General features: G+C 50.3%; 12 protein-coding genes. 9 read left to right on the top strand and 3 right to left on the bottom strand.

Annotated elements, in window-relative coordinates; translation table 11 throughout:
• The first annotated feature begins 2 nt into the window (after positions 1-2).
• From WC359_04355 to WC359_04330, 6 genes are all read left to right on the top strand, one after another.
• A complete protein-coding gene (locus tag WC359_04355) occupies positions 3-725 on the top strand; it encodes a flavodoxin family protein (protein MFA5399650.1) in 723 nt (240 codons plus the stop codon).
• A gap of 79 nt (positions 726-804) precedes the next feature.
• On the top strand, positions 805-2,106 hold the full coding sequence (locus WC359_04350; GenBank protein MFA5399649.1) for an NAD(P)/FAD-dependent oxidoreductase: 1,302 nt from the start codon (positions 805-807) through the stop codon (positions 2,104-2,106).
• A 62-nt stretch (positions 2,107-2,168) separates the two neighbouring features.
• Positions 2,169-3,464, top strand: coding sequence for an MFS transporter (locus WC359_04345; GenBank protein ID MFA5399648.1), 1,296 nt, complete (start codon positions 2,169-2,171; stop codon positions 3,462-3,464).
• A 101-nt stretch (positions 3,465-3,565) separates the two neighbouring features.
• Complete coding sequence (locus WC359_04340) at positions 3,566-3,943, top strand: hypothetical protein (GenBank protein MFA5399647.1); 378 nt, start codon at positions 3,566-3,568, stop codon at positions 3,941-3,943.
• 84 nt (positions 3,944-4,027) lie between these two features.
• Positions 4,028-4,660 carry a corrinoid protein gene (locus WC359_04335; GenBank protein ID MFA5399646.1) on the top strand — a complete coding sequence of 211 codons (633 nt, stop codon included), beginning with the start codon at positions 4,028-4,030 and terminating at the stop codon, positions 4,658-4,660.
• A gap of 101 nt (positions 4,661-4,761) precedes the next feature.
• Positions 4,762-6,210, top strand: a complete 1,449-nt coding sequence (locus tag WC359_04330; GenBank protein MFA5399645.1) for a trimethylamine methyltransferase family protein — start codon at positions 4,762-4,764, stop codon at positions 6,208-6,210.
• A gap of 94 nt (positions 6,211-6,304) precedes the next feature.
• On the opposite strand, the gene WC359_04325 is transcribed toward WC359_04330, so the two are convergent.
• On the bottom strand, positions 6,305-7,312 hold the full coding sequence (locus tag WC359_04325; GenBank protein ID MFA5399644.1) for a uroporphyrinogen decarboxylase family protein: 1,008 nt from the start codon (positions 7,310-7,312) through the stop codon (positions 6,305-6,307).
• Positions 7,313-7,439: 127 nt separating this feature from the next.
• Complete coding sequence (locus WC359_04320; protein ID MFA5399643.1) at positions 7,440-8,663, bottom strand: AraC family transcriptional regulator; 1,224 nt, start codon at positions 8,661-8,663, stop codon at positions 7,440-7,442.
• Positions 8,664-8,897: 234 nt separating this feature from the next.
• On the opposite strand from WC359_04320, the gene WC359_04315 reads away from it, so the two are divergent.
• Positions 8,898-9,548, top strand: coding sequence for a corrinoid protein (locus WC359_04315; protein MFA5399642.1), 651 nt, complete (start codon positions 8,898-8,900; stop codon positions 9,546-9,548).
• A 16-nt stretch (positions 9,549-9,564) separates the two neighbouring features.
• Entirely contained in the window at positions 9,565-10,761 is a 1,197-nt protein-coding gene (locus WC359_04310; GenBank protein ID MFA5399641.1) for a uroporphyrinogen decarboxylase family protein, read from the top strand.
• 10 nt (positions 10,762-10,771) lie between these two features.
• On the opposite strand, the gene WC359_04305 is transcribed toward WC359_04310, so the two are convergent.
• The gene (locus WC359_04305; protein ID MFA5399640.1) at positions 10,772-11,485 is read right to left on the bottom strand and encodes a hypothetical protein; all 714 of its coding nucleotides are present in this window, start codon (positions 11,483-11,485) and stop codon (positions 10,772-10,774) included.
• A 92-nt stretch (positions 11,486-11,577) separates the two neighbouring features.
• Here WC359_04305 and WC359_04300 point away from each other — a divergent pair, with 92 nt between their 5' ends.
• Positions 11,578-12,297, top strand: a complete 720-nt coding sequence (locus WC359_04300) for an AAA family ATPase (GenBank protein MFA5399639.1) — start codon at positions 11,578-11,580, stop codon at positions 12,295-12,297.
• The last annotated feature ends 11 nt before the right edge of the window (positions 12,298-12,308 follow it).

Genomic DNA, 12,308 nt, shown 5'->3' with positions numbered 1-12,308 from the left:
TCATGGTGAAGTTCAAGATCCTTGGTCTGGTGGGAAGCCCTCGCAAAGAGGCTAACACTTACCGGCTGGTTAAGACGGCACTGGAAGAGGCGGCAACCGTGCCTGGAGCAGAGGTAGAGATATACGAAATGGCCGGCAAGAAAATAAATCATTGTATAGGTTGTCATAAGTGCGGGAAGATATTCCGCTGCGTCTTCAAGGACGACCTGATGGAGTATATGGAGAAGTACCTTGCTGCCGATGGTATTATCTGGGGCGCTCCGGTCTATCATATGGGGCTTCCCAGCTTGATGAAGGCAGCTATGGACCGGTTGCCGAACATGATGGAACCATTTTATATGAAGATGGGAACGGACAAACCCAGGTACAGTAAGGTCTGCGGTGTAATGACGGTAGGCGCCCATCGCAACGGCGGGCAGGAGATAGCCCTGAGCCAGATGATCAACAGCTGCCTGCTGATGAACAATCTCGTAATCTCGGGGATGACCCTTGCTGGCGCCTATATAGGTGTAGCAGGCTATTCGGGGCAGATGCCGGACTTCCTGGCCAGGGATAATGTGCTGAAGGACGATTGGGCTCTATTGGGTGCCAAAACCACCGGAAAACGGGTTGCAGAGATGACAAAAATCGTGGCTGAAGGGAAAGCGATTCTCGACCGCAACGGAGAACTGCCTCAGGAATATAAATACAGGGAAGAACCGTATAAATGGGTGCTGCCGGAGTGATATTGAGATGCATCTCACGAAATACCCGCGATTATTGGGTGCAGATATATTTTGAGAGTAATTCCTTGGAGGTTTAGATATGAAAGTACTGATAATCGGCGCCGGGATAAGTGGACTCGCATCGGCTTACTGGCTTCGCCAGGCGGGATATGATACGGAGGTGCTCGAGTCCAGCGATAAACCCGGCGGCCGCATGGTGACTCTGGAAAGAAAAGGTGACCGTCTTGACGTGGGAGCTCAGTTTTATCACACCAATTTCAAGCACTGCTTCGATCTCATGGATGAACTGAAGCTGAGCGGGGAGAGAACTGATGTCACGGGCAGTATGGTCTACCGGCTGCAGGACGGATCGGTACGTGAATATCCACGGGGTACGGTATATATGGACCTGCTCGGCCTCAGCGGCAATCTCAAGCTCTATTGGAACGTGTTCCGCCACCTGGCACTGGGGCCAAAAATCGTACCGTATCATATCAACGAGCCGATCCCGGCCAGCGATAAGATCGCGGTGCTGGATCACTTCAATAAGGAGAGCGACCGGGCATTGCGGGACTTTCTTATCTTTCCTCTATCAGTTGGTGCTACGATGGGGCCGCCGGAATATATGAGCCTCTACCATTTCATACGCGCCCTCCATACGTTTGCCATCTCCCATCATGTGTGCCTTGCCCGGGGAGTCTCATCCCTGACTGATGAACTGGCCAGGGTTGTCGAACCAGAGTACGGATCATCCGTCAAGCGCCTGGTGACGGACAAAGGCAAAGTCATAGGAGCAGAGCTGCAGAGCGGGCAAGTGAGGAAGGCGGACCACGTCATAGTTGCGCTCGACTCCGCTTCGGCGGCAAAGATATTGCCGGATGAGTTGGCCGAGGAGCGCCGCTTCTTCGAAGGAGTGATATATTCGCCGTCGCCCATGCCGGTCTTCTTCCTCGACAGGCCGCTTCCGGGAAATGTGTGGAATTACTGGAGCGATCCGCGGTTGAAAAGGACTTTCCTCTTCGCCATCGATGAGCGCGCCAAGGTCCCCCAGATGTGCCCCAGCGGCAAGAGCGTGCTCACTTTCTGGGCGGTCCTGCCCAAAACGTTTGACCTATGGAAGCAGTCGGACGCCGAGATGGTTAAACAGGCCAAAGAGGATGCAGAACTGATGATACCCGGTGTTTCGAACTGGATAGAGGATGTCCAGGTCGTCCGTCTTCCCTATGCTACGGAACAATACCCCGCGGGGGCCTATCAGAGAGTCATGGATTTCAAGCATCGGGCCGAGAAACTGGAAGGAGTCTCCTTTGCCAGCAGCCTACTGGGAGGGACCAATATGGAATCCGCCGCGGGAAGTGGCTTCGATGCGGTCGCACGCGTGCGCAGAGCTCTGGGAAAATGAGGGCACATCGTGATCGTTTCGTCGCACACCCGCGTCAATAATTTATGGAAGGAGGTTTAGAATTGTCGGAACAACAGGCTGAGTATCCCGTTGGAAAAGGTCGCGCTTACTATTTTTTCACTCTATTCTTTCTCGTGTCGACCGTAGACTATCTTGACCGTATGGTGGTTACTGCTCTCTTCCCTTTCATGAAGGCCGAGCTTGGAGTGTCAGACACGCAACTGGCACTTCTGGTATCCGCCATTTTCTGGTCAGTGATGGCATTTTCAGTACCTATAGCCTTCTTACTTGACCGGTGGAGCAGGACCAAAGGCGTCGGTCTGTTTACCATTGCCTGGAGCGTGGCCTGCAGTATCATTGGATTGCTTAAAACTTTTCCCGCCATATTCTCATTCAGGCTGATAATGGGCATCGGGGAGTCGGCCTACAGTACAGGTTGCACTGCTCTGGTATCCGCCTATTTCCCGGAGAGGTTACGTGCCCGTATGAATGGCATCCTGACTGCATCTGTACCTGTTGGCGCCGTGCTTGGCACAATAGGAGGCGGGATAATTGCTGAGATGCTGGGATGGCGCTACGCCTTCGGCATCGTGGCTATACCGGCTCTTATCATAGGTTTGCTCTTCTTCTTCACGCTCAAGGACTACAAGTCGGTCGATCTGACCAAAACCATTGCCGCGGGCGTGGATGCCGGTAAGAAAGTTAAGATGAAGGTGGTCGATATCGCCAGGGACATTTTCAGCAAGCCTTCGCTTGTTATGAATTTCATGGGATTCGTTGGCAATGTCTTTGTCACCACAGCGTTGATGACATGGCTGCCGACTTACTTCTATAAGCTGATGGATAAGCCCAATATGGAAACGGCTGCCCTGCAGACAGCGGGGATATTTATCCTGGCCGTGGTCGGCGCACCCATCGGTGGTATAGTGACCGACGCGATACGAAAGCGGGTAAAAAGGGCGCGAATGATTGTCCCCGCCATCACATCGGTAATCGCCGCCTCGTTACTTCTGATAGCCTTCTCTATGCCGCCCGGAACTTCCCAGTATATTGTGCTGCTTGGGATGGGGTTCTTCGCGCCGTGGTTTTACGGCGGGGCGGCAACGGTGACACAGGACGTGGTGCACGCCGGTCTTCGCGCCACCTCATATGGAGTTGCCAACGTGGTACAAAATCTGCTGGGCGCTTCCCTGGGCCCGATATTCGTCGGGGTGATTTCCGACAGGATCAACCTGGTTACAGCTTTACAGCTGCTGCCCATATTCATGGCATTCGGTGGAGTCATGTTCTTCATAGGGTCGTTTTTCTATCTGCGTGACAAGGAGCGCGTCGAGAGAGTAACAGTGGAATTTGCGTAAATGTCAATCTGTAGTTGCATATAACTTGTTACAAAAGTCCGGCCGTGGCCGGAACATATAGGAATAACAGATAATATATCCTAAAATTAGGAGGTGCCATAATGACTGCGATCGCCATACTGGAATTGCTGACAGGCGTCGGCCTGATATTGTTCTGGATACTCTTTTTTACCGGAAGCATGGCGCCCAAAAATCCTCCCAAAGGATATCTTGAGTACGAGCATTCCTTTCCGCTGCCGGACGGATTACTGGCCGTGCTGCTGCTGGTGGCGGGGGTGCTGTTGCTGCTGAATGTTCCTTTGGGCATCAACCTGTCGCTGATAGCGGCCGGCGCACTGATATTTCTGGGGGTACTGGATTTCAGCTTCAATATCCGCAACGGCATCTACAAAATCTCCACGGGTGACCTGATATCCAACGCCTTTATCAACCTGTGGTGTGTCGGTTTCGGTATCGCTATTGCTGTGGTCTTATTCTGAAAACACTGTACATTTAACGCACACCGATAAATTCATCGTAACAGTTGATACTTGAGCAAAAAAGCTCGGAGGTGAGGTGTTGTCATGAGCATTTTGACTGATATCAGTATATTTCTTCAGCAGGGAGAGACCGGCAGGGTAAAAGAGTTAGTACAGCAGGCGCTTGACGAAGGAATTTCTCCGCAGAAGATATTAAATGAAGGTTTGATGGACGGCATGGATATTATCGGAGAGAAATTTAAGAATAACGAGGTCTTTATTCCGGAGGTCTTGATTTCCGCCCGTGCCATGAATACCGGTATCGAGTTACTTAAATCTCACCTCGTTGCAGCAGGTGTAGCTTCCAAGGGTGTGGCCATTATCGGTACTGTCAAGGGAGACTTGCACGATATCGGGAAAAATCTCGTCAAGATAATGATGGAAAGCAAAGGCCTTACCGTCATTGACCTGGGCGTTGATGTTTCCCCGGAAAGGTTTTATGAGGCAGCACAACAGAATCAAGCGAACATAGTCTGCTGCTCTGCGTTGCTTACCACCACCATGATCGAGATGAAAAATGTCGTCAATATCTTTATTGTCAAGGAAAAACGTGATAGTGTAAAAATTATGGTGGGTGGAGCTCCTTTAAGCAAGGATTTCTGTGAGGCCATCGGTGCTGATTGCTATGAGCCTGATGCCGCTTCGGCCGCTCAAGCGGCATCGGACTTGTGCAGTTGATACAATTTTATTTGTTGCTGCATATAATCTTGTTCGAGCGAGTCGAATGATTGGTCTCGAAGAATGAGGCGTCGGCCTTAATATGAAAGGGGGTAGTTAAAATGGAGAACGTAAAGGAACATAATACCGGTGTTCAACCTCAGAATCCCCTGACAGAAGCTCAGTTGAAGCGGATTATCGACGCCATTTTCCAGCTCTTACGAGAGATAGGGGTGAAATTCGAAGGGAATCCCAAAGTCATGGATATATTCTCAGACGCAGGGTGCGAAATCACCAGAGAAGGGGTCGTCAAGTTCCCGACCGATCTCGTCCAGGACTGTATCGATTCGGTCGGAAGAAGCGCCAGGATATGGAACCGGCCTGGAACGGGCGCTGTAGAATTCAGCCCCCGCAACAGGGTGTTCATGGCGATGATAAGCTGCCTCAATCATATCGATCCGGAAACGGGTGTGAGAAGGCCGAGTATAAAGGAAGATTACATAATGATCAGCCGCGTGGCAGATGCGCTGCCGGACATAGACGGCGTGGGCGGATCCTGTAAAATGAACGAAACCGAGGGCTTCCGCTTCGCTGTGAGGGCCGCTAATACGAGCAAGCCCCAGCTGGCCTCGTTTGAGGACGTCCGCACGCTGCAGGCTGCGATTGAACTCTCAACCGCCCTGAGAGGAGAAGCCAATGCCCTCAGGGAGAAACCGTATTTCATCGCGAGCATCAGCCAGCGGCCGCTGTGTTTTGAGAAACGCCACTCCGACCAGATCCTGACTGCTGTGGAGCATGGTATTCCCCTCGCCGTCGGTACCGCCGGCATCGGCGGCGCCACCACGCCGATAACCGTTGCGGGGAACGTCGTTCACTGTTTTGCATCGGACCTCGCGGGCCTTGTCCTCAGCCAGCTTGTCAAGAAGGGATCGTTTTGTATGATCGGATCCGTGATCGTTTTCATGGACCCGCAAACCGGCAGTGTGGGAGTATTGAACGAGTCCACGCTTGCAGAACTGGTCAAGTGCCAGATTGGAAGATACTGGGACATCCCGCTGTTCAACGCCAACGCAGGCCTCAATATGGGTTTGGATTTCAACCAGGAAGCCGTTTTGGGCCTGGCGGTTACAATGACGACGGGAATCTTCAGCCAGGCCACATGCAACTATCTCTGCGGTTCGATCGATGGGACCCTGACGTTTTCAATTCATTCACTCCTTCTCTGTCACGAGCTCATGGGCACGGCGCGTCGCATCTGGAAAGGAGTGACCGTTGACGATGACACTCTGGCAATCGATGTAACGCGCGAGGTTGGTCCGGGCGGCAATTTCCTGGGAGAAAAGCACACCGCGGTCCAATGCCGGAAGGAGATCTCTCCCATAAAATATTTTGTTTCGAAGTCCTTCGACAACTGGGATAGGGGTGGCAGGAAAGATTTAAAGGACATCATCGGGGAAGATCTTCAACGGATTCTCAAAACGCATAAACCCGAGCCACTTCCGCCGGAGCTTATTGAAAAATTCAATGGCATTCTTACCAGATATGGGGTTCCCGGAATCACACCACAATAATAGTAACGATATTCACTCGGGGCTACGTACGGCCTGATATACAACGCCTTTATCAGCCTGTGGTGTGTCGGTTTCGGCAGTGCCGTTACAGCTGTTAAATACCGTCGTAGAATTCCTTAACAGCCGCGAAAAAGGCGTCGATGTTTTCCCATTTTGAAAGTGGGGGAATATCACAGCCCGAAGAGATTACAAAATTGGGGTATCTGCCGCATTCATTCAATACGCCGAGAATGGCCTCGCGTACTGAATCAGGTGTACCATAGCGCAGTTGTCCTGCCGGATCGATATTGCCCAGCGTTATTGTATCGGAGGGGATGTTTTTCAGCATCTCGCTCATTTTTATGGCGTTGCCGAAGCTATAGGCCGAAGCGCCTGTCGCAAGGATTGAGTCTATTATTTTAATCGTGGAATTCCCGCAGTTGTGGTAAATCACGATGAAATTCTGATCTTGAACAGCTTGAACTATCTTTTTGATATATGCCGACGAAAAAGGGTCGGCCAGCGAGCGGGACATCAATCCGGCAAGCGGTTCCGCCATAATTACACCGTTGGCCCCCGCAGCTTTATATGCCTGGCAATATGCGATCGAGAAGGCGCATATCTTATCCAATAAAAGATGTACTATTTCAGGCTGATCATAGCAGCTGATCATAGCTTTGCTCACGTCCATCAGTCGGCCTGCCAGTGAAAAAGGTCCGATAATTCCGGCAAAGATCGGGCGGTCATTAATTAACTTAACCGCCTTTCCAATGGCATCTATGTATATGCCGGTTCGTCCGGATCCAACCTCCGGAATCTTAAGCTCATCTGCTTCGTCATATGTTGATACAATGCTGCCCACAACTGTCGGCACTTCGTCCTCAGAAAAACGTATTTCCGATCCGAAGCATTCCGCTTCCACAGACAGATCCATCAAACTGACAGTGGCCATGGCATCCGCCCGGTCGGCTATGCATTTCATTGCGCATGCCTGTTTATCGCTGTCCGAGATAAGATCAATTACGCTGATTCCCATTAGCTGTATGGCCGGAAATGACAGGATTGGCATCGCCTTTTTACGCGATGCTTTCCTAATGCCTTCAAGCCAATTCAACATATCCATTTAAATATTTTGCCCGCGCAAGGTTTTTATTCAGTTTAAGCTCGCGCTTTGATTATATTAGGGATAACGATTGATTGTATGGGATAATTTTACGAATTTTTGTAATATGAATTGGAAATAAAGGCTGTTACTCAGTCGTTTTGATCAGGCTGTCGCGGTACTTTTTGGGCGATATTCCCGTTTGTTTTTTAAAAACGCGGGTGAAATAGCTTTGATCTCCAAAACCACACATCTGAGCGATTTCCGAGATGGAGAGGCCGGTACCGGATAGATATGCTTTACTCTTTCCCACACGGACTTTTGTGATGTAAACGGATATGCTTGTGCCTGTTTCCTTTTTAAAGATGCTGGACAGGTAGGAATTGCTCAGGAAGACGAGCTGCCCCAGCTCGTCCAGCGACAGTTTTTCGGTGTAGTTATTTTTTATATGCTCCATTACTTTATATACTGCATCGGAATGTTTGATCTTGATGTAATCAAAGGTTGATGAGACAAAACGGTGCAAAATGCCGCTGAGCCACAGGCTGATCTGATTAATATTATCAAACCGTTCGATTCCACGTATGACTGAAGTGCTGAAGCGGAAGGTTTCGCCGGTATTTGCGCCTGCGTTGATTGCCGCACGGGAGAGGACGGCGATCAACTCCAGTGTACGCGCCTTGATATCGTCCAGGTCGAAGACACTGTAAAAGAAGATGTGCCCTAAAAGCTCGTTCAGTAACTTTTGTGAGCTCTCTTGATCGCCATTTACGATCAGGGCACACAGCTTGGATTCAATTTCGATGGGATATTGATGATCGTTATCTTTATTGTCATATTCTTTTCTCACATCATATATAGTGTTCAGCAGTTTTTCCTGCTCGCGGACTACCTTGCCAAGCTCGCTATGCGGGCTTCCGGCTATGGCCGAAGTTACGATGGAGAGAATTTCCGACAGATGCCGTACCTGAGCCGTATCCAGTACGGGAAGCTTGGAGAGGGCCGCATGCATGGAGGGATAGGCCAGTTCTTCTAAAGTGTCCTGCAGGTTACCCATAATAATAGGTCCGATCACGATGCCGCCCAATAATCTGCCGTTGATGTCCGACAGGGAGGATGTCACGAAAACAAATCCAAGCGGGCAGTAGTAAATATATTTACCGCCCCAGCGATATGCCTCACTGACTCCGTAGCTGTGAGTCCTTAACTCATCGCGTTTTTCATACAGACATCCGGAGCAAAAGTCATTGGAAAAACCAAAGTTAATTATCGCGGGATCGTCAGATAGATCAAGTACCACGCTGTGGGCGCCGGTTAGCCCGCTGAAATGTTTGCAATTGCGGGCACAGGATTCAAGAAGCTCTTCACGCATGTTTGTTAAACAGTATGCAGAAAATAAAAAAATAATAACATATCACGGTAATATTCACTAAGATAAACGGCGGTTGAGGAATGCGGATGAACAGCACACATGGCGAAGCGCTAAAATAGTACTATATGTATATCACTTAGATTACCAGAAGAAAATGAAAAAAGTATAAAAATATTTATATATTTGATACGTACATATAATTATGATTAAGATGGTGCAATGGAAGGTATTAGCATGAGTATATTAACCGATATATGTGAATTACTTCAGCAGGGGCGGACTTCCCAGGTCAGAGCGTTGATTCAGCAGGCACTGAAGGAAGGCCTATCGCCGGATAAAATCCTGAATGAGGGCCTGCTGGGGGGTATGGATATAATAGGTGAAAAATTTAAGAACGATGAAGTATTTATTCCGGAGGTTTTAATTTCCGCCCGCGCCATGAATGCGGGTATCGAAATGCTCAAACCCCACCTCATAGCGGCTGGTGTAGCTTCCAAAGGTACTGCCGTCATCGGCACTATCAAGGGGGATTTACATGATATAGGCAAAAATCTCGTCAAGATGATGATAGAAAGCAAGGGCATGACAGTCATTGACCTTGGTGTGGATGTTCCTCCGCAGAAATTCTATGAGGCTGCACAGGAAAATCATGCGGATATCGTTTGCCTTTCAGCCCTGCTGACAACCACCATGTATGAAATGAAAAATGTCGTTAAAATCTTTGTTGCCAATAATAAACGTGATGGTGTAAAAATCATGGTTGGCGGTGCTCCTATTACACATGAATTTTGTGCGGCGATTGGCGCCGATTGCTATGCGCCGGACGCCGTCTCGGCGGCCGAGGCGGCACTGGCCTACTGCTCTTCGGGCATGGTACGCAATTAACTGAGAGGTAAGCTGGTTGAAAGTTGAAAAAATGATAGTGCACAAGGGGCAAATGACCTGCAAGGAGCGCATACATGCCGCAGCCCGGGGCCTGCCGGTCGATCGCGTGCCGGTAATGTACTGGTTGAATCCACACGAGGTCTGCCGGATGATGGTAGAGATGCAGCCTGGCCGCAATCTTTATTGGAACTGGCTTGCACATTTCTTGTGGGGAAAATTTTCCAGGCGTGGGAGATTCAATGCGCCGAATCTGTGGAGGGCATTGCCCTTTTTACTGTCCGATTATGGAAACGGTGAATACGCGCTGGAGCTGGGCGCTGACATAGCTATAATAAGTCATCTGGCCACTAACTCCAATGTGGGCCACATGTACTGGCGAGACCATCAGTTAAAAGTGCTGGACGCGTTCGGCATATACAGAAGCCTGGGCAACGGTATTTATTGGGATGTAGAGATCCCCGCGATTAGAAATGTCGAGGAGTTAAAAGAATACCGGTTTCCGGATTTTTCAGACGACAAACACTATGCGGGTATCAAAAAAATGAGGAAGGCTTATCCGGGAGCATGCATTGCAGTGGAGGCTTTGAGTGTGCAGGACATGCCGAGCACTCAAATGCTGGGTATGGCTCCGTTCATGATGGCTTTGTATGATAATCCGGTTGAACTCAAACATTTTATGCAACGTTTGCGTGATTGGTCGATTGATATGATACGTCGGGGCGTGAAGGCCGGAGTTGATACTGTGATGATCTGTGACGATTACGGCTATACGGGGCGCACGCTGATATCCATGGATATGTGGAAAGAGTTCACATACCCGCACCTTAAGCGCATTATTGAGGCGATTCATGATGCCGGCGCGCTGGCCATGCTGCATTCATGCGGATTCCAAACGCCGTTCCTTGATTATTATGTGGAGGCAGGGCTCGATGTCCTGCAGGCTTTTCAGCCCAAGGCGGGGAACGATTTCCAATCCGCTTATGAAAAATACGGGGACAGGTTAGCCTTTGCTACCGGTATAGATATACAGATGGGCGAGCAGATGAGCCCGCAGGAAATGAGGGAAAGCATCCTGCGCAGTTACCAGATTGGCAAACTGCACAGAAGGCATATACTCGCGACGACCCATATGTTGCAATATACCATGCCGGCTGAGAATTTAAAGGCGATGTTTGAAACGGTCAGGGAAATTCAGGCCGGTCTGCACGATTAGCTTTTATCTATTAGATTGCATCGCTGTCGGATGACACGGTTACCCTGCGGAACTGGCATTTGGCCACGCCGCAGTGGCGGCAGCGGTTGAATGACGCGGGCGATCCTTTGATCCCGATGCCGGCGCAGATGGTGACCGATTTACGCGGTATCATCATGCAGGAGTCGTTCAGCCTCACATTGATGCTGTCCGCGGACAGTATGCCGAAGATCAGGCGCTGGTCCGTCAGGGGCCAATCGAGATAGCCGGGATTTAGCCATGGTCCGGCCTCCTCACTCTGCTCGCCCAGTCGTTGACAGGCCATCTGCTGTACCTGCATTCCCACCAGACCCAGGGCTATCGTGCCCGCTATATCGAGGCTGAGCGCCTGTGCCTGCTGACCATCCTGCGTTAAAGCAGATACTCGTTCCTCCAGCTCGGGCCCCAGCGTGTACAGCGCTATCCCCAGAGCCCTGCTTCCCTCCCACAGCTCTCTGATCTTGCGGCCGATGCTGAATTGAGTTCCGTTTTGCAAGGTTATGCTCTTCACGTCCATTCTGACTATCGGGAACTCGCGATAGATCGCCCGCGGCCTGACCAGACCCTCCGCTTCAGCAGCTGCGGAGGAGGCCATCTCAACGACGGCAGGACGGGGTTTCCTGGTAGAGCCGTAACCATGGACCGACAGTATGATCTGAGGGTCTATAGCAACCTCAAAGTTCTCCAGTATCGCTTCATTCAGCATGGTCGGTATCCGGGGCAGCCTTTGAAAGCTGTATTAAAATCATATAGCTGCATACGGTTATGTTATAATATCAGCCCCAAGCGATATCTTCAATGCATATCAATAAAGTCGTACTGCAGTCAGAGAGATATCCGGGCAGGGATTGTTATCCTTTCAACCTGGATATCTTCAACAAGACCGCCTCGGTCGAGTTCCGCGGCCCGGTGACCTTCTTTGCGGGGGAGAACGGGACAGGCAAGTCCACGCTGCTTAAAGCCATCTGCCAGAGATGCGGGATCCATATCTGGGAGGATACCGAGGGCGCGCGCTATAAGTACAATCCCTACGAGGGCCGTTTCTACGAGTATATAGACGTGGAATGGGAATCCGGACCCGTTCCGGGATCCTATTTCAGCTCGCAGATTTTTCACGACTTCGCCCGTTATCTGGACGAGTGGGCGCACGCCGACCCGGGCATGCTCGAATACTTCGGCGGGGATTCCCTGCTCACCCAGTCCCACGGTCAGTCACTCATCTCGTTCTTCAGTTCCCGCTATAAAATAAAGGGTGTTTACTTCATGGACGAGCCTGAGACAGCGCTTTCTCCCAGGAGCCAGCTCAAACTGCTGAAGCTGCTCAAGGAGATGAGCACGGACGGCCATGCCCAGTTTATCATCACCAGCCACTCGCCCATCCTGCTGGCTTTCCCGGGAGCCGTTATCTATGATTTCGACAGCGTGCCCATTAAACCGATAAACTATATAGACACGGAATACTATCAGATATATAAAGAATTTATGAACAACAAGGACGCCTATTTAAATAGTCTGTAAAAAGGCGGCGG

It is taken from the genome of Dehalococcoidia bacterium, assembly GCA_041653995.1.
Taxonomy (GTDB): domain Bacteria; phylum Chloroflexota; class Dehalococcoidia; order GIF9; family UBA5629; genus CAIMUM01.
This window is presented reverse-complemented; position numbering and strand designations above follow the sequence as displayed.

Coding starts and splice junctions, on each gene's coding strand:
- WC359_04355 (MFA5399650.1), top strand. CDS start 3: ATGGTGAAGTTCAAGATCCTTGGTCTGGTGGGAAGCCCTCGCAAAGAG.
- WC359_04350 (MFA5399649.1), top strand. CDS start 805: ATGAAAGTACTGATAATCGGCGCCGGGATAAGTGGACTCGCATCGGCT.
- WC359_04340 (MFA5399647.1), top strand. CDS start 3,566: ATGACTGCGATCGCCATACTGGAATTGCTGACAGGCGTCGGCCTGATA.
- WC359_04335 (MFA5399646.1), top strand. CDS start 4,028: ATGAGCATTTTGACTGATATCAGTATATTTCTTCAGCAGGGAGAGACC.
- WC359_04330 (MFA5399645.1), top strand. CDS start 4,762: ATGGAGAACGTAAAGGAACATAATACCGGTGTTCAACCTCAGAATCCC.
- WC359_04325 (MFA5399644.1), bottom strand. CDS start 7,312: ATGGATATGTTGAATTGGCTTGAAGGCATTAGGAAAGCATCGCGTAAA.
- WC359_04320 (MFA5399643.1), bottom strand. CDS start 8,663: ATGCGTGAAGAGCTTCTTGAATCCTGTGCCCGCAATTGCAAACATTTC.
- WC359_04315 (MFA5399642.1), top strand. CDS start 8,898: ATGAGTATATTAACCGATATATGTGAATTACTTCAGCAGGGGCGGACT.
- WC359_04305 (MFA5399640.1), bottom strand. CDS start 11,485: ATGCTGAATGAAGCGATACTGGAGAACTTTGAGGTTGCTATAGACCCT.
- WC359_04300 (MFA5399639.1), top strand. CDS start 11,578: ATGCATATCAATAAAGTCGTACTGCAGTCAGAGAGATATCCGGGCAGG.